The sequence below is a fragment of the Calorimonas adulescens genome, from assembly GCF_008274215.1.
GTDB classification, from domain to species: Bacteria; Bacillota; Thermoanaerobacteria; order Thermoanaerobacterales; family UBA4877; genus Calorimonas; species Calorimonas adulescens.
On the sequence record NZ_VTPS01000012.1, the window covers coordinates 67132 to 91015 of the forward strand.

General features: G+C 35.1%; 12 protein-coding genes and 1 CRISPR repeat array (1 of these 13 cut by a window edge). Of the genes, 1 reads left to right on the forward strand and 11 read right to left on the reverse strand.

All coding sequences use genetic code 11. The annotated features are described in order from the left end of the window. Positions 1-4553: direct repeats of the CRISPR family, unit length 30 nt; unit sequence ATTTCAATTCTACAATGGTCCGATTTAAAC; it begins 3275 nt to the left of the window's first position. A 105-nt stretch (positions 4554-4658) separates the two neighbouring features. The 6 genes from cas1b to FWJ32_RS08835 are packed head-to-tail and all read right to left on the reverse strand — an operon-like array spanning position 4659 to position 11755. Then, positions 4659-5648, reverse strand: coding sequence for a type I-B CRISPR-associated endonuclease Cas1b (gene cas1b, locus FWJ32_RS08810; protein WP_149545585.1), 990 nt, complete (start codon positions 5646-5648; stop codon positions 4659-4661). Between the two features lie 11 nt (positions 5649-5659). Next, on the reverse strand, positions 5660-6169 hold the full coding sequence (cas4, locus tag FWJ32_RS08815) for a CRISPR-associated protein Cas4 (protein WP_149545606.1): 510 nt from the start codon (positions 6167-6169) through the stop codon (positions 5660-5662). Continuing rightward, positions 6153-8576, reverse strand: a complete 2424-nt coding sequence (gene cas3 / locus FWJ32_RS08820; RefSeq protein ID WP_149545586.1) for a CRISPR-associated helicase Cas3' — start codon at positions 8574-8576, stop codon at positions 6153-6155. The genes cas4 and cas3 overlap by 17 nt, the downstream gene beginning before the upstream one ends. A gap of 12 nt (positions 8577-8588) precedes the next feature. After that, positions 8589-9242, reverse strand: coding sequence for a CRISPR-associated protein Cas5 (cas5, locus tag FWJ32_RS08825; RefSeq protein WP_149545587.1), 654 nt, complete (start codon positions 9240-9242; stop codon positions 8589-8591). Between the two features lies 1 nt (position 9243). After that, positions 9244-10185 (reverse strand): type I-B CRISPR-associated protein Cas7/Cst2/DevR, encoded by a 942-nt coding sequence (gene cas7i, locus FWJ32_RS08830; RefSeq protein ID WP_203227646.1) that lies wholly within the window; start codon positions 10183-10185, stop codon positions 9244-9246. After that, positions 10178-11755 (reverse strand): hypothetical protein, encoded by a 1578-nt coding sequence (locus FWJ32_RS08835; RefSeq protein WP_149545588.1) that lies wholly within the window; start codon positions 11753-11755, stop codon positions 10178-10180. The genes cas7i and FWJ32_RS08835 overlap by 8 nt, the downstream gene beginning before the upstream one ends. A 466-nt stretch (positions 11756-12221) precedes the next feature. On the opposite strand from FWJ32_RS08835, the gene FWJ32_RS08840 reads away from it, so the two are divergent. After that, positions 12222-13226 (forward strand): type I glyceraldehyde-3-phosphate dehydrogenase, encoded by a 1005-nt coding sequence (locus FWJ32_RS08840; RefSeq protein ID WP_149545589.1) that lies wholly within the window; start codon positions 12222-12224, stop codon positions 13224-13226. Between the two features lie 98 nt (positions 13227-13324). Here FWJ32_RS08840 and FWJ32_RS08845 read toward each other — a convergent pair whose 3' ends face one another. The 5 genes from FWJ32_RS08845 to FWJ32_RS08865 all read right to left on the reverse strand — a co-directional run bounded on the left by FWJ32_RS08845 (position 13325) and on the right by FWJ32_RS08865 (position 23788). Continuing rightward, complete coding sequence (locus FWJ32_RS08845) at positions 13325-14698, reverse strand: glycosyl hydrolase family 18 protein (RefSeq protein WP_238988841.1); 1374 nt, start codon at positions 14696-14698, stop codon at positions 13325-13327. Between the two features lie 188 nt (positions 14699-14886). Further along, a complete protein-coding gene (locus FWJ32_RS08850; protein WP_149545591.1) occupies positions 14887-17976 on the reverse strand; it encodes a restriction endonuclease in 3090 nt (1029 codons plus the stop codon). 14 nt (positions 17977-17990) lie between these two features. Next, positions 17991-19868 (reverse strand): site-specific DNA-methyltransferase, encoded by a 1878-nt coding sequence (locus FWJ32_RS08855; protein WP_149545592.1) that lies wholly within the window; start codon positions 19866-19868, stop codon positions 17991-17993. 16 nt (positions 19869-19884) lie between these two features. Continuing rightward, positions 19885-20607, reverse strand: coding sequence for a DUF4391 domain-containing protein (locus FWJ32_RS08860; protein WP_149545593.1), 723 nt, complete (start codon positions 20605-20607; stop codon positions 19885-19887). A gap of 13 nt (positions 20608-20620) precedes the next feature. Continuing rightward, positions 20621-23788, reverse strand: coding sequence for a helicase-related protein (locus FWJ32_RS08865; protein WP_149545594.1), 3168 nt, complete (start codon positions 23786-23788; stop codon positions 20621-20623). Positions 23789-23884: the final 96 nt, after the last annotated feature.

Genomic DNA, 23884 nt, shown 5'->3' on the forward strand with positions numbered 1-23884 from the left:
ATTTCAATTCTACAATGGTCCGATTTAAACTGCTGCCCACTTGTGCTCCACTTTCATCGTACAGGTATTTCAATTCTACAATGGTCCGATTTAAACAAGCTCTTTGCCAAGAGCTTGGTAGTTGCAGTTGCACATTTCAATTCTACAATGGTCCGATTTAAACGGGGAAAAGTACCCTGAGGCGTTCAGGTTTCTCTTATTTCAATTCTACAATGGTCCGATTTAAACGTGTTCGCCACGGGGCGTCGTGGCGGACGCCTAGGGATTTCAATTCTACAATGGTCCGATTTAAACCATTCCCTGCACGTATCGAAGTGCAGGAGATGACGACATTTCAATTCTACAATGGTCCGATTTAAACAGGGAGAAAAAATGTTTGAAAAAGAAAAGCTATTAAGATTTCAATTCTACAATGGTCCGATTTAAACCCAGGCGATTCTATTATAGTCGCCCAGCTTATGGGTATTTCAATTCTACAATGGTCCGATTTAAACAGACTGCCTAAACAAGAAATTTGTCACTACAACCCCAATTTCAATTCTACAATGGTCCGATTTAAACGGGGCGAAAATACCGCAGCAAAAAAGGAGGGTAAAAATTTCAATTCTACAATGGTCCGATTTAAACCGACCAGCTTTCGGGGCTGTTTAGGTCCCGAAGGCCTATTTCAATTCCACAATGGTCCGATTTAAACAATATGTGAGTGTTTGGTCACCACCAATATAATTTATATTTCAATTCTACAATGGTCCGATTTAAACCATATCGTTTATTTTTTTGCTTGTATTTTTTCATGTCATTTCAATTCTACAATGGTCCGATTTAAACGTACGCTATGCCTGGGAAGGAAACAGAAGAATTGGCATTTCAATTCTACAATGGTCCGATTTAAACAGGGACAGTGACAGTATATGAGAAGGCAGTAAAAAGTAATTTCAATTCTACAATGGTCCGATTTAAACTGCCCGACCGGTGCTCGCAACCATGCCATAATTATGAATTTCAATTCTACAATGGTCCGATTTAAACCAGGGCGAAGATTAATTCATGGGAGGGAGGTTTGCAATTTCAATTCTACAATGGTCCGATTTAAACATCTGCCGTACAACTTGGTACGGCAGATAGAAGGTGATTTCAATTCTACAATGGTCCGATTTAAACCACGCCTATGCAGCCCGGCGATGAGGCACTTGTAGTAATTTCAATTCTACAATGGTCCGATTTAAACCGCAAAAAAGGAGGTATAAAATGATTAAGATAAAGGTATTTCAATTCTACAATGGTCCGATTTAAACTGTGACAGGGTTTTCGGGCAGTTTCATACCCTCACGCATTTCAATTCTACAATGGTCCGATTTAAACTTGCTCGGCGCTTTCTAAAACGCCAGGCTAGTATCTCATTTCAATTCTACAATGGTCCGATTTAAACGCTCTTCCCCCGGCATCAGCCGGGCGGAGGGTGAACATTTCAATTCTACAATGGTCCGATTTAAACCAAAATGTTATTTATTCGTTTGACAGAGGAAAATGCATTTCAATTCTACAATGGTCCGATTTAAACGGAATAAAAAAATGGTTGAAAAAGAAAAGCTATTAAGATTTCAATTCTACAATGGTCCGATTTAAACTTGCGAAGGTGAGGTCTATTTTGAGGAGAGTTTTCTATTTCAATTCTACAATGGTCCGATTTAAACTGGGCAGCAAGCCCACAAGTTTAAAAAAGTTAATAAATTTCAATTCTACAATGGTCCGATTTAAACCGTAGCCGATATGCCTAATAAAAAAATAAGGAGGAAAATTTCAATTCTACAATGGTCCGATTTAAACCAATACCTTTGGTACAAAAAAATAAAAATTTTTTTAAATTTCAATTCTACAATGGTCCGATTTAAACATTGAGGGTCATGCGTGAAAAGTATGGCTGGAATGTATTTCAATTCTACAATGGTCCGATTTAAACAAATAATGGATGAGTTCAAACATTTATTTAGTGAAGAATTTCAATTCTACAATGGTCCGATTTAAACTAAAGGTACTTATGATGAGGTCGTGTACTGGCAAGAATTTCAATTCTACAATGGTCCGATTTAAACCCGGAGGAAATACAAGCGATGCTTGACTATTGTTATCCGATTTCAATTCTACAATGGTCCGATTTAAACAGAGCAGTGATAATGGGCAGGATGTATGAGAGGGAGAATTTCAATTCTACAATGGTCCGATTTAAACTTGCCATGCCACCTACCATTAACCGTTTTTGTATATAATTTCAATTCTACAATGGTCCGATTTAAACGTTTAGGCCCCGAAGGCCTGGATTTCTTCAATCTCCGATTTCAATTCTACAATGGTCCGATTTAAACTACGTAGAAGAAAGGCTATTGCAGGCACTTGAGAAAATTTCAATTCTACAATGGTCCGATTTAAACTATAAATGGGTAAAATAATACAATTTCCAGCGGGAAAATTTCAATTCTACAATGGTCCGATTTAAACGGTCCTGGGCAGATTATATTATACCATAAGGAGGTTATTTCAATTCTACAATGGTCCGATTTAAACCAGCCAGGGTTTCATAGCTATGAAATCCTGGCATCTAGATTTCAATTCTACAGTGGTCCGATTTAAACCAAATATAGCATCATTCACCGTGCACGTCCTAATATATTTCAATTCTACAGTGGTCCGATTTAAACTAAAGGAGGTGAAGCACATGACAGCAGAGGAGCTAATATTTCAATTCTACAGTGGTCCGATTTAAACCCCCGTGCAAGAAGGGAATACTTGGGTCGCCCAAATTATTTCAATTCTACAGTGGTCCGATTTAAACAAAAGCCACCCCGACGGAAGTCCACGACAGTGGGCAATTTCAATTCTACAGTGGTCCGATTTAAACCGGAAGACTGGGAGGGTGAAACCGTGCTGGAGGCAATATTTCAATTCTACAGTGGTCCGATTTAAACTTATCATCATACAGAGACTTCAGGTCTCTGTATGTTTATTTCAATTCTACAGTGGTCCGATTTAAACGGAGGCTTGCCTTCTTTGCGAGGGTGAGGTATATCTATTTCAATTCTACAGTGGTCCGATTTAAACCCGCACGATTTCTTCCTTGGATAATTTCCTGGTCTGATTTCAATTCTACAGTGGTCCGATTTAAACCTGCGGTCCAGGTTTCGTCGATATCCTCATCGGTATATTTCAATTCTACAGTGGTCCGATTTAAACTGAAAACCTGCTCGCAGAAGAGTATTATGCAGCCCTATTTCAATTCTACAGTGGTCCGATTTAAACCGGGGCGAAAATACCGCAGCGGAAAAGGAGGGTAAAAATTTCAATTCTACAGTGGTCCGATTTAAACCACCCCCTCAATTTTTACTGTCTTGGCCCAATCCGGATTTCAATTCTACAGTGGTCCGATTTAAACTTTTCTCATATTCTTCCTGTGTTATCCTTCCTTTTGATTTCAATTCTACAGTGGTCCGATTTAAACGGTGAGATTGACTGTGGATGAGTGCTGCTTGATTACATTTCAATTCTACAGTGGTCCGATTTAAACCGTTCACCATGCATGTTTTAATATTTACTACTTCATATTTCAATTCTACAGTGGTCCGATTTAAACCCTCCCGATATGCCTCCAGGTTTTCTCTGCCCCCGATTTCAATTCTACAGTGGTCCGATTTAAACCAAAATTCCATATATTACCCCAAATGTTGGATAATGTATTTCAATTCTACAGTGGTCCGATTTAAACCTATTGTTCGCAATGCCTCTCTGTGCGTCGTACTATATTTCAATTCTACAGTGGTCCGATTTAAACAATTCTAACTCTTCTAATTCTAATTCGTCGTACCAAATTTCAATTCTACAGTGGTCCGATTTAAACCAATTATGAAGAAGCTCAAAGAAATGGGTTTCTCATGATTTCAATTCTACAGTGGTCCGATTTAAACGAAAATAATAGACATCTCTAATCACAATCCAATAAAATTTCAATTCTACAGTGGTCCGATTTAAACTAAACCCAAATGGTTATCCGCACACCAGCCACTGCGATTTCAATTCTACAGTGGTCCGATTTAAACGGATATATGAACAGATTTAAACTCGAAGCCTACAAAAAATTTCAATTCTACAGTGGTCCGATTTAAACCGGATTTGAACAAAGAAAATATATCCAATAACTCTAATTTCAATTCTACAGTGGTCCGATTTAAACTTGTAAAAGCATTAGATAAAATAAAAGAAATTAAGCCATTTCAATTCTACAGTGGTCCGATTTAAACGGCTATCGCCAGAGGCTTTTTGGCGCCCAGCGGCATATTTCAATTCTACAGTGGTCCGATTTAAACCAATGTTGTTTGCACGTCTTTTAGAGGGAACGGCAGAATTTCAATTCTACAGTGGTCCGATTTAAACGGATAGAATAAAAGAGGCCATAAACATTGTAAAGAAATTTCAATTCTACAGTGGTCCGATTTAAACCATTTCTTGCACTGTCTCCTACAACGGTTAAAGTAATTTCAATTCTACAGTGGTCCGATTTAAACCCCAAACAAAAATTAGTTATCTTCAAGGTTTTTTAGCTATTTCATTACATATTTTCTTGGTCAACCCCTCTTGCTGCAAAAATATATGGGGGTTGACCAAGTTTGCTACCACCACATTTTTAATCCTTTGTATTGGGAAATGCCCAGAATATGCTTGACCAATTTATAACATTCAAGTCTTATAAGTGTCCTATAGCTTACTTTCCTGTTTAGTGGTGGGTAATTTATCGTTGTTGCAAGTTTGTCATCAAATTCTTTAATAAATTTTCTTCGACCATCTTCTTTAAGATAACAAAAATTTAAAGTTTCGTCAAAGTCATTTTTATCGATTATTTTCTCATTTACCAGCTTGAACAAGACCCTGTCTGTTAAAATTGGCTTAAATACCTCACTTATATCCAATGCTAAAGAAAATCTTCTCTCGCCTGGTTCATGTAGATAACTTATGGTGGGGTTTAATTGCGTCCTGTATATTTCACTGAGCACGGCAGTATAACATAAAGAATTACCAAATGAAATCAGTGCATTCATTTCATTATCAGGTGGGTTCATTACTCTTGTTTTGAATTCAAATTTGCTGCCCATTATTTCATCAAAGGTTGAATAATATATAGAGCGTATACGCCCTTCACAGCCCATTAGCTCACTTATGCTTTTCGCGTTTTCAATGTTCTCTGCTTCTTTTTCTATTCTATAAACTTTATCGGTCAATTCATCTATTCGCTTCTTATAATATTTTACATTTTTTAATATGTTATGTGAAGCAGTTCTTATCAGTTCTTTAGATATAGTAAGTCTTTTATCTAAATCAAGGTAATTTTGTACCTGATTGACTATTAAATACCCCGACAGAAGAGTTTCTTTCGGATAGAGACTGCCGGTATAGAAACCATAATAATTAAAAAAGTGTACCGTTATGCCGTTCTGACACAAAAAATTTATAGCTTTTGTATTTAATGTTATTTCACCAAAGAGGTATATTGATTCTATATCATTTATAGGAATGGGTTTCCTGCCATCATTATATTCTAAATAAATTGTATTGTCTTTCCTTTTTAGTTCACAATTTTTAGTAATATAGTAATTCCTTTTCATAATGATTCCCCTCAGCTAAAACATAGTTCATAATAGCTACACCTGTTGCATTTGGACATTTTTTGGACTTCAATGGGCTTATCTGATTTCTCTATTTCGGTTATTTCTTTGAAAGCATTTTTAAGTACTCTTATGTCATTATCCTGGAGTTCAAGTTCTTCTTTTTTATTATAAAGTGGAAAATGTACTACTGCTTTACTGTTCTTTACACCCTTATTTTGCAGGTAATATATATAATAAAGTATTTGATACTTGTCACCTCTATCTAATTTTTTCCCTTTTTTGGTTTCATGTATTATACCATTATTATCCACAAAATCAACGGCAATGATCTCATCAATTGCTATTTCCTTTTTGTTTCTATTAAAGTACTCTTCATGAACTTCTTTCCCGATTTCAACATCTATGGAATTACTTTCCATGTTTATATGATGTGTAAAAAACCAAAGTTGTCTTTTACAATAGAAAAAATAGTTTATCTTTACGCCGGTTATTTTCACTTCATTAGTCAATATTTCCATGTTCATCACCAGGTTCATTTATAGATGATTCATCAAATCCGTAATCACTGTCATACCTCATAAAACATACAAGTATTTTTTTCCTGTCTCTTTCCCTTATACTGAAATTATCTGGATTAGCCTTAAGCCACCATAAGGGTATTTTTACTATATTATCATAATCAAATATTTTCTCCTCATCTTCTCCTGTTACATCATATGGCACTACGTCAAGAGTAGCAAAATTATCTGAACGAAATTTGAATACCAGACCGTTTTCTTCATTTCTGGCTATTTCTTTGTAGTTATATCCAAATAGTGTACATTCATTAAATATGCTATACAGCTCAGAAAACAGTAATTTCACATCATTATAAGCATTGTCACATATTTCTTTTATAGCATAATAACTTATAGGGCCAAATTGGGGTAGTAAATCTTTTGTTTTTAATATGACATAATTCATATCATTTTGCTGTGAAGTAGCATATGGGAGGAAATTATACACATCATAAACAATCATTTCGGCTGTTCCATACTCAGTCTCAAAGGAAAATGCACCCCTGTTAAGTCTTCCACCTCTTTGCCCGATGGCATCGGCAGGAGCTAATTCTGTATAAAGTCTTTCAGATGAAATGTCCAGACTTATCTCTGCTGCCTGAGTACTTACAAGAACATAGGGGCGTATTTTTTTGTTTTTTAAAATTTTTTTATCTTTTTCTTTCCTATCATAGCCAGTATACCTGGAATGATACAATTCAATATTACCAGCGGGTAACTCCTCTCTTATCCTTTTATATATCTCCTGTGCACGTCTTACAGTGTTCACAATTATAAACTGCCTTAATCCACTATCATAACCATCTATAATATTCCTTAAGAAATCTTCATTTATTTTGTATTCATCCTTATCCTTATATATAAGACATTTATTTTCTTTTTTTATCAGGAACGGTGTAAATTGCAGACCTTCATCATCTCTTACAATCTTGTATGGAATATTTCCTATGGCGTCCTTTATCTCCCGCAAAATGAGCTCGGGAAAAGTACCACTCATGAGGAAATGTGGGATCTTCATTTCATTTAGTATTCTAAAAATCTGTATAAGATGAGAAAGGGTGTCCTTCTCATAGTAATGCACCTCGTCAAATACTATACCTGACGTTTGAACATTTCCCAATGTAAAGTCAGCCTGGCTAAACCCGTGGATCATGCTGTATACTAAGTGGTCAATAGTTGTAACCATAACTGGTTTTAAGAATACTTTTGATTGGAAGTTTTTCTCTTTCATTATTTCCTGATATTTTAAGTCCTCGTCTTCCATCATATCCTTATAGTAGCTCAAACTTCGTGAATGATAAAGTCCGACGTTTTCACTCCCAAATATCTCTGTAAGCCTCTCATACATAGCATTGCTGGTGATTTGGGTAGGTAATGCAAATATAAGTCTGTTTATCCTATTCCTGTCCGATAAGCTTTTAGCCCATGCCAGAGCTGCCTCTGTTTTGCCTCTACCACAAGGAGCAAATAAAATTTGATTATCAGCCTCCAAATTATAAACCTGCTCTTGAAATGCATAGGGCTTATGCCCTCTAAATATATCTTCAAATTCTATATGAGGAAAGTTGAATATATATTGCAAGGCATCCTCTTCGGACATCACATTTTCAAAAATTGAGGGACTTTCATCGTTAATATTGTTTTCTATATATGCTGTAAAATTTGCGCTGGAATAATCATCGCACAGCTGCAATATGGAAAAAATAAATGAAAAATATGCCTTAAGCTCTGGTTTACTTTCATTCAGAGCTTTTAAAAGTTTATTCCATTTTAATTTGTATCTTTTAAATCTCTGATTAACAAAATCAAAGGTGTTTAACCCTTTTATATATACTTTGTCCCATTCAATATCATCTTTAATGTTAAAACTAATCTTTCTTTTAATATTATTTATCCCATGTAGAAAGTCATTAACCTTATCTTCTAAAACATGTGCATCCTCTATATACCCATCATATATGCCGTTGTGAGGTTGGGTATGATGGCAGAGTATGGCTACAACCTCTGGAAGACTCAAATCTTCACTTCTGTAATATTCTTTTATGGGAGTGAGGATTTTATATTTTGTCATATTTATGAGTATCTGCACTGATGAGAGAGGATGGGGAAAATCACTGGAGGATTTCCCCACCTTAATGTTTTTTTGAAATTCCCTGGTAAGCTTACCAATGTCATGGAGAGCAACCATCTCAAACAAATTTTTTAACAACAGGTCTTTATCTATATCCCATCTTCTACAAAATATATCTATGGATTTACTGCATTCTTCAATATACACTTTTAATATCATTAAGGAATCCGTTGTATGCCCTTCAAGTGTCTGAAAATACGGCCTACCATCTTTTAAGGTTCTCTTGGCCAGGCCCATATCTACTCCTCCTCAAAAAAGCTCTACATATTCATCGCCAAATTTATATAGTTCCTTTTCGCTGTCAAGTCTAATCTCTCCATTGTATGGAATTGAAAGGGTTTGTGTATATATAAGGGTATTACCATCATTCTCAAATTTTAATGGCAATTTCATCAGCTCGCACCCAGGATATATCCCTTCAACTATAGAGTGTGCTACCAAACTGAAAACCCTCTCTATATCCATGGCAACTAAATCTTCTATGATAACCATGTCATCAGACTGTCCAATATAGAGCGGCCTGGCCGGGTTTTGCAGTCCATATAGCAGTTCATCAATAAGGGAGTCACTTCCACCTACATACACCAAATACGAGGGCTTTACCAAGAAATCCCTCCAAAAGGGTGAGGACCAGAATGCTTTAATATTGTCTTTCGGGGTTAAAGCATTTTTTATCAAAAGGGCTTTCTCTTTAACGGGTTTCTCTACATATACAGGTCTTAAGCCAACCCTAACTTCATCCAAAAATTCAAAATCATCTCTCTTCATGCCAAGGGCACACGCAGCCAGACCTTTTATTGTAGTTATCGGAGGAACAGGGTAGGTATCTAAAGCACTGGTAGACACCGGTTTTCTGAATGCTGCAAAGTAGGGAGTCTCCAGTCTAAAACGTATACCTCTCATTTTAAGAAATCACATCCTCAGTAACCTTCTTTGATATTTCTTTAATAACCTCATTTGGCTGTTTTACTTCAATTCCAAGACCTCTACATGCATCGATAATTTCTTCTTCATTTTCAAAAAGCCCTGCCCTCATTCCAACATATACCGTGCCGCCCTCATCAATAACCTCTTTTATTACCTCTTTAAACCTTTGAATATTCAGAGCTATATCGTTCATCTCAATCGCTTTCTGAAGCTTATGATTATATACATTCTGTGCTGAGCAGATAAGAAAATCTGGTGTAAAATCAGTAAGAAGCCTGGCCTGTTTTGAATAATCGGCTATATTTAAAACCGCATTCATTACATTGATAATCCTATTTTTCCTCTCCTCTTCGTTTATCAAATCTGTCAGTTTCAGTGTCCTTCTTTCTCCCTCAGCAATAACCTCTTCTCTGCCAATCCTTACGACGTCGATCGCTATACCACATTTGTAAATATTCATTCCCATTTCCACATTGACTATATCTCCCCCAAGCTCGGTGGTATTCAGTGTATCCCGCTTCTTCCTTGTAAGAAAATCTACATTGCTGTTTTCATCAAATGGGAGCAGGCCAATAGCCGGTGATACCTTTACAGGAGATACACGTATCATAGCATTGCCTTTTGACCTTCCCTCTTTTTTCTTCGTAGTCATGAATCCAAACAGATCACATAGCTGGCAATTTTCCACGTCGCCACAACTTTCACCCTTATCGTTAGGTATACATGAAAGTTTATAATCTTCCTGCCTTCTTATGGCTTCTTTCAAATAAAACCTCATGGCCTGGCCACTAACATATGGGTACTCTTCTCCCTGCCATTTATATTTTTTAACATCAATATAATTACTGCCACCTTCGCCCGAATTAAGGTTTGTAAGTGATGTTTGAGAAACCCATGAAAGATTTATTGACTTAATCATTTACTGATACCTCCTCTTTGCTATCTACAAATTTCATATTCCGACCTACATAGGCATAGGAAAGAATTGCAAGGGTATTTTTAAAATCGTCGAATTCACTCCCATCAATTTCTCTCTTGGATAAAATCTCAACAACCCTATCCAAGGCACCCGGACTCAGATACCTTCGATCTTTTTCCTCCAGGAATATAAATCTCCTGCCAACCTCTCTCAACAGGTCAAGTAAATCCGATATACTTCTTACCCTGTCCAAACGGAACAAAAGATTAGAATGCTGCTCCGCCACCCTGGCTATTATGGCTGCTACCTGCTGTGTGGTTTTGTAATCGTCATCAGATAGTTTCAATTTTTCCCACCTCCAAAGTTTAATAAAATTGGTTAAATTATTATAATCTTTACCCAAAAAAATCACATTAGATGAACCTGAAGGCGACACAGCATGAGCAAAACCATCAAAGTCGTCTCTCAAAAAACAATAGCTCATCTGTTCTTTAACCTCAGGCTCTACACTAAAGTCAAAGCTGCCATCACCTTTTATTACCCTTATATTATCAATAACCCCTTTGAAAGCATACACATTTTTATCTACACACCCATATATAACGTCCAAAATCTCCCTGTCAATGTCAATTTCAGTGGGTCTTACATCCCTCATATTACCGGATGGTATCTCCATCATCAGCCAGTCATTAAAATACAGGGTATCAGGTCTATCCTCAAACATATAATATTGGGAATATGCCTCTTCAAGGAAAGCCAAAAGCAGGCTGTAGCCGCCGTAAGCATATTCATCACGCTCTTCACCATTTCTATTTACCTTTATTTTCAAACTTGATACAAGGTTGTCTACGTATAAGGTCTTTGAATAAAATTCTTTAAAATCATAGAGCTCATCCAATCGGGCGACTTCAGGAATTAAAAGGTAAGAACTTCCCTTGTCAAACCTCGTTAAAAATACATGAGCTGGATCGCACCATTCAAGGACGCCCATGATATAACACGTTGGACATACATTCTTAAAATACTCTCTTGGCATACTCCCATTTTCTTTGTAAAAATCAGTCCTTATATTTGACATTGCTTTATTACGTGTAGATAGAGGATATACTGCTTGTTTCAAACCATCGGAATTTCTTGGTTTAACATATTCCTCACCGCACAAAATACACCTCTCTTTTTTCCTTTTCCCATTTATGACTCTGTACTGGTCCAGAAAATTTTTTATAACCGTATTACTGTCAGCAGGACTGTAGGTGCTTTCTTTAAGAACATTTCTGCCTTCTACTTTGGATCCATATTGCAGACATATATAATCCTTACGCGTATTTGAAGATACTCCATTCTTTTCACGCTCAACAAAAATATACCTATCCCTATCGTCAAAGATCTTCTGCATAAAAAGCTCAACAAATTTATCCTCATCATGTACCTCTATCTCAACTCTATCCGGAAATATTCTACCTGTGCATATACTGCTGTAGTTTTTTTGTATATCATTTACCATACGATAGAAATTGGTAAGTGCATTGTTGAGCCAGACATCGTTTCTGGTTGATATGACAATATTCATAACTATCCCCCCTTGCTACATCTATAATAACATATCCACATGTCAAAATATGGACGTTATAGAAAAAATTCTACAAAAAAATAAAAAGTCCTGCATCTTTTTAGATAATTGTTTAAATACAGTTTACACTGAATATTAACATCTTTATATTTTTAAGTATGACACATTGTAAAAGTCATTTATAAATTTTTCTCTATATGAAGGAATTTTATGCCCTATATAGAATATATATATTATATAGTATGGTCTATATAATATATATACCGTATATTTTGATGTATAATAAAAAATAACATGTCACATACGGAGGGATTGATATGAAATTTAAACAGCTGGTGCCTTTAAAAAATAATTTACCTGAATCCAAAAACTGCAGGTATAAAAGTGTTGACCACGATAGGGTTGGAAAATCTTTAGTATCAATAAATGAAATGTAGAAATAATATATAGAAATGGAGGAGTAAAGTTGAGTACAAGGATTGCTATTAATGGACTTGATAGGATTGGTATCGATATACTTAGGATTATATCAGAAAACAAAGAGGACATTGATGTTGTTGCCATAAACAGTACCGGTAATCCTGAGATGGATGCCCACCTGTTTATGTATGACCCTCTATATGGGGTCTACAGAGGCGATGTTAAATATACTGATAGGTCTCTTGTTATTGACGGAAAAGAAATATTATATTTTCAGGAGAATGACCCTTCAAAGCTACCATGGAGGGATCTTAATATAGATGTGGTTATTGAGGCCTCAGGTGAGTCAAACTCTAATGACGCAGCAGGCAAACACATATATGCCGGGGCCAAAAAAGTAGTGATTACTTCTCCTGCTGACAACGTAGATGCCACTATTGTAATGGGGGTTAACCATAATACATATAATCCCGAAAAACATAACATCATATCCTTATCCTCGTGTGCCATCAATTGTCTTGCTCCAATTGCACAAATAATGCATAAAAAGTTTCACATTATAAAAGGCAATATTACCATCATTCATCCCTATACTGTTAACAACAGCACTTTAGATATTTCACATATAGACCGTAGAATGGCAACTGCAGCAAACCTTTCTATAATACCTACGACCACAGGCGTTGCCAGGTCCATAGGCACAATTATTCCGGAACTGCAGGGGAAATTTAACGGGATATCTCTTATGGTGCCCACATCTGCAGTTTCTTTAGCAGACCTAAACATAATGATATGCAAGCAGACAAATGTGGTGGAGATAAATGAATATCTAAAAGAGATGGCAGATGGACCGTATAAAGGAATATTGTCTTATTGTGAAAAGCCGCTGGTATCAGTAAATTTTAAGGGTAACCCACATTCTGCAATAATAGACTCTCTCTCCACCATGGTGGTTGATGGAAATATGGTAAAGATGCTGGCATGGTACGACAATGAGTATGGATACTGCAACAGGGTTATTGACTTCATTAAATATATTGCTTCAAAATAAAAGTTAAAAGGCTCTTTATAGAAAAATAGGTAAAAATAAATGCCCCTTTCATGGGGCTTTTTAACAAAATTTATGATATCAATGGCTATGGGTTTTTACTATTTGGCTAAATTCTTATTGATGACATCCCACATGTTGAAACCAGGCATCTGGCTTTCAGAAATTGTACCAATTCTCCAGAATGCGGCACCTTTGAGTCCATACATTCTTATTAGCTTCAACTTCAAATCTATACTGTCACCATCTTCAAACCATATGATGTGTTTCACACCATTTTCCACATATTCAAAGTATGGTGATAGGTTTTTAGAATCAAAATTGTACTGCATACCGCCAAGCTTATTTATTACCTCATCTATCGTAAGTGTACTTGCAGAGCCCCCGTCACTCCAGTCATAACCATAAAAGCCTATGCCAAGCAGGATTTTCTCTGCAGGTATACCATTGTCAATAGCATACTCAATGGCATCATTAACCCACCAGTATGGTGCAATAGGTCCAGATGTTGTAGAAGGATTATGGTAATCATAGGCCATGAGGACAACGTCATCGGCTATGTTTCCTATCTCTTTAAAATTATAACCCTGGTACCATGTTGTCGCTTCTGTCATTGCATGTAATGATACGGTCAATTTCAGGCCGCTTTCAGTGGCATAACCCTTCAGTTCCCTCAGAAATGAGATAAAATTATCCCTGTCATTACTTTCGAGCCCTTCAAAATCTATATTTATACCATCGTATTTATACATAACAGAAGTATCCACAATATTTTTAGCAAGAAAACTGCGCAGGTTAGCATCTGCAAGGACAGGGCTCACTGTTTCCCTGCTGCCAAAAAACATAGCAGAAAGTTTTGTATTACTTTCATCTGCAATGGCACTTACATTTTCATAGCCATCAGGTAATGACTGCTTAATACTGCCATCTTTATCCACATTAAACCACAATGTAGACGCCTCGGAAAAGCTGCCAGCTCTCCTTTCAAATTGCGGATACGACCTTACTGCATAAAAGCCAAGTATGTATCCTCTATATGGTGCGGTTGATATGTTTACCGTATACGTGCTGTTGTCCCATTTGACATCTGCACCCAGTGCCTCAGAGACAAACCTTAAAGAAACCATAGTATGTCCATTGACTACATATGGTGCATTACTTAACTGTCTTTTGACACCATTTACGTATGCATTTATGTCACCTATTTTCAGCTCTATTCTTTCTTTCCCTCTGAATCCTGTTACCACCTTGGTATCAGCATTATAATCCACACTGGCTCCAAGTTTTTCAAAAATATCCCTATAAGGAACCATTGTGCTGCCGTCCTTTATAACTGCCGGCTGTGCGGTCGTAAGGGGTTCACCATCTATATATACTTTTATATTCTGACCTGCATACGCATTTGTAGATACCAGCACAAATAAAATAACACTCATAATGAAAAATATGCTAATATTTTTAACATGATACCTCACTGGTCTATCACCCTCCAAAGACTTTTTTCTACTTTGATTTTCGTTGGTTTTTTATTTTGTTTTATCAACTTCTTGCATAGGTAGGCTAAAACACACACATCTAAATGCTTCTATAAAGCCATAAGCTATATCTAAAAATCTGCAATTAATGTAAGCCCATTGTGTATTTATTAATTATTCTTGAAAATTTATGTTCCAGTCCTTTTTGCTGATTCTTGACTTACTATTTCCTTAAATCTCCTATAGCCATCAACCCAATCAAAAGCGATGTCATCTGAAACTTTTGCAAAATGCTTCTTAGCACATTTTATCTTAGCATCTTCAACCCGTGTCAAGTCTTTCTTTTCTTTATCGCATTTAGTTTCTACAATAAAATACAGTTTGGCGTTTGTGTCATCTATCCTGTAAATAACTGCCCAATCAGGAGAGTAATTGCCATAAGGAGTATCAATCGTAAGACCACCTTTTTTCAATTTTGTAAAGAGCAGTACATCCGGATCTGTATCTAAACTTCTGGCAAATTCATACTCGCCGTCACTGTCAACTTTAATATATTTATATAAAGCCTTTTTATAGTCTTCATTAGTCTTATAAACACGTTTATTATCAAGCATATAGCGCTCAATCTCTTCAACAGCAAATATTGTATTTTCTTGAAATACATATCCGTCAATTACCTCATAATCAATATTTTTTACCTCATATTCTGTAAGCTTATCTAATATCAATTTCATAACCTCATCCAGTACAGCCTGTTTTTGCAGCAATCTCTTATTTTCTAAACCAGCAATAATTTTAAAAATAGCTTTTCTAGGAAGCATGGTATGGTGCATTAAATAATTTACAATTTCAAAATCCGTTTTAGTGACCTCAATGCCTTCATCTTTTAAAGATATGCTCGTTTCAGCCGCATCAGCTAATTTAAACATTCTTGAATCACCATATTCAGCTCTTCCCTCTGCCACCATAAATTCCCGCCGTAGCGTTTTAAATTTCAAATTATCGTTAATTTCAGAAATACACTCAGAAATAAATTGTTCACTATCTATTTTAACTTTATATACGGTCCTTTTCACAATGCGTTCACGCAATTCATTCCATAATTTCTGAAATTCCCTTTCTGTAACAAAACTATGATAACCATTAGGAACAGGCTCTTCATCGCCGTTTTTAATTTCAATTCTTTTGCTACCTTTTTCTTGCATTTTCTCAACAAACTTTTCTTTAATGCTCTTTTCATAAGTTTTTAACACAGGATTTTCAAATTCATAGTATAAAATCTCCGCAGCATCTTTTGTCAGTTCATTATTCTTTGCATCAATAATCCCAGCTTTAACTAATTCTGATTTAAAAGCTTCTATCGTTTCTGCTACAAGCATATCTTTTGGAACACCAGCTTCTTCGAGTGTCATGTATATAACATCATAAGTCACTTCTTCTTTATCAAAACCGGCTTCATCATTGAAGTCTTTCTGCAGCATTTCGGCAAAATGGTCATAATAATCGTTAGCCACAACAGTCAAAACATTTATATCACTGTCAAAGCACCTATTGCCGTATATATCAACAGGCAACCTCAAACCTCTCCCTATCTCTTGTTTTTTTGCAATCTCCGAGCTTCCCTTTTTCAGTGTACAAAGCTGAAATACATTAGGGTTGTCCCATCCTTCTCTTAGGGCTGAATGTGAGAAAATAAAAGCCAAAGGTTCTTCAAAGGATATAAGTTCATCCTTTTTTTCAAGGATAAGTTGAATTCCTCTTTCAATGTCTTCCTGCGATTTAGCCTTCATCTGTAATTCATCTTTTGACCAATCAAAGTCTTCAATTTCTATTTCGTTATTCTTCTTGTCCCTTGCAAAATACCCTTCTCTCACCTTTTGAACATTCTTATATTCCGGGAATAGCTCAGGATATTTCTTAAATACTTCGTTGTACCTTGGGTCATGGATAATTCTTTCGTACTCTTCATCAAAAATTTTAGCGTAAATTCCTCTTCCATCAGGTGACTCACTATCGCGGAAGTTTTTGACCGCATCAATGAAAAATAACGATAAAACTTTTATTTTATAACCTTTCTCAAGGATTTTTAGCTGTTTTTGAAAGTGCGCCTGTATAGTAAGCCTTATCTGTATCCTTATTAAATCTAATTCATCGACATCGTAATTGTTCTCACCTTCTTTAAGTACAAGTACATTATCACCGCTGCCTATTTTTAGTCCGTTTATTTTATGCGGATCTTCCAATACAATCATATTTCTATACTGTGGAAGACCCCCTGACAATTCATATAGACTGGCCCCTTTAAGTACATTGAAAGTTTTAAGTCTTATGCCTTTACCATGCTCACTACAAAAAATCTCTATTTTAGCTTTAAAATCTTTTGTAAACTCTACATAGCGAACATAATTATACTCTTTACTGATGCTGCCGTATACCGTTTTAACTTCAATCTTTTTCACAAGATCTTGATTATATGCTTCGTACGAATCCAGTTTGTATACCTGATTGTAAAGCTTCTTGTGTGTAGCCGAATATCTTAAAATAAACAATGGGTTCAATTCTTCAATCGCTTGCAAAGAGGCACTTTTTCGCCTTCCACTTCCTTCAAGCCTTTGAGGCTCATCAATAATAACAATAGGATTCACATATTTAAGCATTTCCCAAAGTATTTTACCTCTTTCGTCTTCCTTTCGTATCTTATTGGTATCTTTATTAAAAGCCTGGATATTCATTATAGCGATGCGCAAATCCCTTGCTTCCACAAAATCATCTAACTTTCCCATATTGCTTGAATCATAGACAAAAGCATATTTAGATATATCTAAACCATTATAAAGAGTTTTAAAATGATCTCTTAACATTTCAATACTTTTCTCTATACCTTTTCTTATCGCTATTGTAGGAACTACTATGATAAACTTCATGAAATTGTAGGCTTCATAAAGCTCAAGTATAGTGCGTAAATATACGTATGTTTTACCAGTACCTGTTTCCATTTCAATAGTAAAGTTATACCCGGAATCGAGAGTACTACTTGGAAAAAGCATATTCTCATGCTGTATATTACGCAAATTTTCAAGTATTTTACTATGACCTAAGTCAAGACGGTTTCTAACTGGATCACCTTCAAATAATTTTTTAATGTGTTTAACCGCACCGCGATATATTACATCACCAAGTTCCTTGTCCTGACCTTCAAATAACCCTATAACAGAATCTATAGCCTTTCGCTGGTATGGAAGTTTATCATCAAAATTAAAAACAATTCTATGAGCCATATAGTCACCTTCTTCTAAATAAACTCAACTCTATATGAGATTTCCTTGCCTTGGTTGTGCTTTTTTAATTGTACATCTAATCTATTCATCGTATTAATTTTTAATGAAATATCATCATCAAAAGCACTATCGCGAAAAATGACTTTTAAAGGCTTTGGTTCTATTTCCGCAATTTTATCTACTACTTCATTTGTCACCTTTTCTTCAAGGCAAACTACAACACTGTCGGCAAATATGTAAGTCCTTTCACCAATGTGTGATAGTTTTTCAATCTTTGAAGTAAGAGGGAAATCTCTGTGCCTAAGCATAATTTCATATACCACATCGATATCAGTAAAACCGGGATTAAAATCAAGGGCATCTTTTGTAGCTGAACTTTCTTCAATTCTGATTTGCCCTGACTTAATCGCCTCACTTGTCCATCGAATGTTTGTATCACCAACGCGGAAAACCTTAAAGCCAACATCAAGGTTCTCTATACCTTCCTTATCCTTGAATTCTTCTTTTATCTTTTCACCGGCGCGACGGATGCGTTCTTTGCCGATTTCACATATATTTTTAAAACCTGCTTTGTAGGCCTCAGATTTTTCATCACAAGGTTCAGGAAGTTGGACCATTATAAACTTACGGTTGCCACCATCTTCAGCGTTAAGCTGCATAACTGCGTGTGCAGTTGTAGCTGAGCCGGAGAAAAAGTCGAGAATAATCATTTTACTATCGTTTAGAAGTTTTATTAAATTTGAAATAAGTTTAACTGATTTTGGATAAGAAAAAATTTTATCACTATTAAATAGTTCATTAATATCTTGTTTTCCTTCAATAGTCCCTCCAAAATTAGTTGTAAGACTTCTAGCTTTTTTACCTCTTTCATTCAATCTCTGTTTAAATTGTATAGACCAACTTCCATCATCTTTTTTTACAAATCTTATTTCTCCGCTTTTTAAATCTTCTTCAAATCTTTCTTTTGAGCGTATCCAATCACCATTTATAATAGTTCCATCTGGAGCCACAATATCGTAATTTATAGGATTTTTTAGACCTGGCCTTGCAAAAGTATCCCAAAAATATCTACCGAATTTATCTTTTTCCTTATACCTTTTTAAATATTCTTCATCATGTTCAATAAACATTTCGTCTAAGTAGATAATATCTTTACAATAAACTAAAATATAATCATGTTCTTTTACTATGTATTTACTATCACTTCCACCGCCAATCTTTGACTGTCTGATAAATAAACCGACTAAATTATCCTCTCCAAATATTTCATCACAAATCATTCTAAGATTATCCACTTCATTATCATCAATGCTGATAAAAATAACCCCGTCATCTGTAAGTAAATCCTTTGCTACTTTTAATCTGGGATACATCATATTAAGCCAATTAGAGTGAAACCTTGCCGAACTCCTTTGGTTTTTTATCAACCTCTCCCCATCTTCACTGACTTCTCCTTCCTCTATATCGCTTATTTCTTTAAGTTTGCTGTAATCATCTTTATATACAAAATCATTTCCCGTGTTATACGGTGGATCAATATAAATCATCTTTATCCTACCATAGTATGAATTCCTGAGCAGTTTCAAAACTTCTAAGTTATCTCCTTCAATGTATAAATTCTCCGTCGTCTCCGGATTCTTACTGTCTTCAGGCACATACTTAAGCGTCCTTCCTGCTATATCCAAATTAGCCAGCTGTTTAGCCAGTGTCTTCCCTGGCCATGTAAGTTCATATTTTTCTTTGCCTACTTCTTCAAACTGGCCAAGTTCCTGTTTTAAAGCATCAAAATCAACCTGTCCGTCCTTCACCGCAGCAGGAAAAAGTTTTGCAAGCTTTTTTACATTTTCATTTACTGGATTGTAAATTTCCTGCGATATTTTCTTTAATTCCATCCTTCATGCCTCCTGGCTATTTTATAAAGCCGTTTAATGTATCAATACAGCTTTTAATTTCTCCGTTTATTCTTGCCTTTTCAGACATTGTTGCTACTAATTTTAAATTAAATTTAAGCTGTTTAATCTTTTTTAATAGCTTCACAACGTACATTGACTCATCTATATTATAATACACCTTTGAATTGAGAGCTTCCAGTCCTTTGGTCCATATATTCAAATTAGCAATAATCATCATTTTTGTAAACATCTCATAATAAAATGTTAACTTATTTGCCCTGTTAATAATTTTTTCATAGCCTATGTATTCATCTATCAATCTGCCTTTTTCATCCGGCAAATACATAGAAATTGGCAGCGAATAAACAGTATCCTCAATCACTATCTGCTCCTTATCTTGCAGATTAAGCCTTTTGTAAGCTAAACAATATATACACTCTCCATTTTCACTCCAAAACCTTATGACTGCAAGGGGCTTTATCACTTTTTGCATTATTTCGCCCACAAAAGAACTATCTTTCAGCATTTTAAGTTTCACATCAAAGTATAATATCACCTGACAGTTGTATTCATCGTTAATAATTGATGGTATTTCTTCCCCTGCAATCTGATATTCAAGTACCACTTCCTGAACAGCATCCCTGAACTTTTTCTTTTCCTTAGGCGTCAAATCCGAATTTAAAAAGATTTTCGCATCAAACTTCTTATCAACCTTATATTTTTCAGGTACTCCCAGCATAAAAAGCCCTCCTTTACTCAATCACAAGGAAGGATACAAGCTCAAAATCATCGCTATCAATATTTTCAAACTGATTTTTATACCCGCCAAAGTCAAATATACTTTGCTGAGCCTTCCTGTCTTCTTCACCCTTAATGCCTGCTATAGCCATATTAAGAAGCCTCGAGTAAAAAGACATATCAGTTGCATTTTTTGTTTTTTTATTAAATATCTCAAAAAGCTCTGGTTCAATTTTATCTCTTCCATAAGCAATCTTTCTAAATTCCTTCAGCGTCTCACGTGCACTGCTATTGCCAAAAAGTATTTCCCCATCTTCCGTTACATAAATAAGATAATAAGGATAAATTGAGCTGTCACCTTTAGGCTTTGAATTATCATTCAAATGCCTGAAGCAAAAAATGCAGCCCTTCTTTGTTCCATTGGTAACAGAGTAAATCCCTCGGGGAATCCTATTTATTTCTGGATGTTTTTTTATATATCCCGCTAATTCATATAGATAATCATTCATATTTAAATCAGTAAGCGATATATTGTCATCTAATTCTTCTATATCAACAACCTCTTTCTGCAGCCTTTCCAACTGTTTCTTCCTAAACAAAAAATCATTCATTTCAGGTGAAAGCAAATCCTCGTCACCTGTTGATGACAGGTTTACGGCCGTCATTTTCTTTTTTACTCTTTGCTCTAGTTGTAGATATTCATTCAAATCCATGTTCGGAAAAAAATTAATCATTGCAATCTTTTCATTTTTACTGCCTATTCTGTCAATACGTCCAAACCGCTGTATTAAAATAACAGGATTCCACTGAATATCATAGTTAATAACACAATCACAGTCCTGCAGGTTCTGCCCTTCAGATATACAATCTGTGGCAATAATAACATCAATATGTTTATCCTTCGGAAGATCCTCTCCAGTCTTAGAATGTGGAGAAAAATGTTTAAGTATTGTATTAAAATCCCTACCTATACCCGCAAGAGTAGTCCTTGGGTCAGCAGAACCAGTCACACAAGCTGTATTTATCCCATGGCGCTTAAGCTCATCGGCAATGGAATCATAGAGATAATTTGCCGTATCAGCAAAGGCAGTAAAAATAAGAATTTTCCTGTTGCCATCATTGTATGGCGTTTTTATTATTTTATTTATAATAATTTCTTCAAGAATTTTTAACTTTTTATCTCTTTTATTATTTAATATTTGTTGTACATCCTCCATTATTTTTTCAAGAATATTCCTGTCGTACAACAGATCTTCTATAAAATACTGCTTTAATAGATGATTTACATGAATTTCATATTTATAATCAAGAGTAAAATCTTCATCCTCCATATCATCACTGACATCTACTTCAATATCATCAGATAATCCTTTAGACAATACTTCGATATATCTGTCTATTCTTTCAATAAGCCGTCTAATCGTTTCACCAAAGGCAAACACTGAACTTTCTAATCTTTTAAACAAATTAAATCTGTGAAGAATTGCCGTTATAAGCTCCCTTTGTTCGTGATAAAATATTACCCTATCATCATAAACTGTTTGGTACTTTTCACGGTAATAATCACGATATTCCGGTTTTATATATGACATTGGTGAGTAAACTGCTAGTTTTAGCCGCTCTATTAGTTCATTAGTTTCTTTAAACTTAAGTAATTCTTCCTCAGTATCTATCTCAGGATGATATGTCTCCGGAGGTAGTTTTTGAGGAAATTTACCTATATCATCATTACCGTAGTACATAGTAATATGTTTTCGGCTTCTAGCAATAGTTACCATCTCCAATAATTTGAAAAACTCTGACGGAAGTCTATCTAAAAGTTCGCTTTTCTTCCGATCACTTGAATCCATCCACTCGTTGATTTCCTTCTGCGCTTTCTTTAAAATATTACTAGTACTTGGTATTCCTTCATCAGCATAAGCTTTATCATTGTCTATATTAATAATACTTAGTTGATTCTTTAAGTCTGTCAAAGAATTATTGACAGGAGTAGCAGAAAGCATTAAGACTTTTGTTTTTATTCCCTTCTTTATAATGTCATTAATTAGCCTTCCATAACGCGTCGTCCGTTCTGGATCGTCGCTTCTGTTTCTAAAATTATGCGATTCATCAATTACAAGCAAATCGTAATTACCCCAATTTATGCGTGAAAGATCGAGACCGCTGCGGGTTCTTCCATATCGTCTCGATAAATCAGTGTGACAGACAATGTCAAAAGCAAATCTATCTTTTGCAAAACGATTATCTATATACGAATTTCTAAAGGAATCCCAGTTTTCAAAAAGCTTTGCCGGTGTTAAGACCAAGACTTTATGCTGGCGCAATTCATAATATTTAATCACAGCAAGTGCCTCAAAGGTCTTGCCGAGGCCTACACTATCTGCAATAATACAACCATTATACTTTTCTATTTTACGTATTGCAGATACAACTGCATCTTTTTGAAACTTAAAAAGGCTCTTCCAAATCTCTGTATCCTTAAAACCTATTCGGTCATTTTCAAATATTTCAAGATTTTCATCTATTTGATTGCCAAAAAGCTCGTTAAGAGTAAAAAAATACAAAAATTCTGGGGCATATTCTTTGTATATAAAATTCAACCCTTCCAACAATTGTTTTTTAAAATCTTCTGTAAAATCGTTACTGTTCCAAAGTAAGTCGAAATTCTTTTTAAGCTGTGCAATTTGGGCCTTATCGGTCAACTCGACATTTAAATTAATAGTCTTAAATAAATCCAAAGTCCTTTTCTTTACTATTTCAAGTGAAGAATCACCAAAAACTGCATAATCATCATCAACAAGCAAAAAATTACTTTTTACTGTTGCGCGATTCTTCACTTTTCTAACATTTACGTATTTATCTATAAAATCATACATGCTTTTAGCTTTATTAAGATGGCCAAGTTTATTTTTTTCAATAATATCATAAGAATTAAAAAGCAAATCATTTACAGAACGGCTTATTTCAAACTCCCGAGATATTTCTTTGCCTGATGGTATATATGAAGAGTCTCTTATAATAAGGTTTATCTCTTTGACCTTTCTCATATTATCTTTTAATTCTGAGAACACTGATAAAGTTAGTTTATCATTAACTATATCAACAACACTGTTACTTTTATTTTTAAGTACATCATTTATTTTAGCAACTAATTGCTCATTTGAATTTATTATTCCGCTCAACTTGCTTCCCCCAGTTAGGCCTCTCATGTTTTCTTACTTGTCATAACTATTTTTATAAGTTATTATCAACACATTTATTTTCTATATCCACAACTA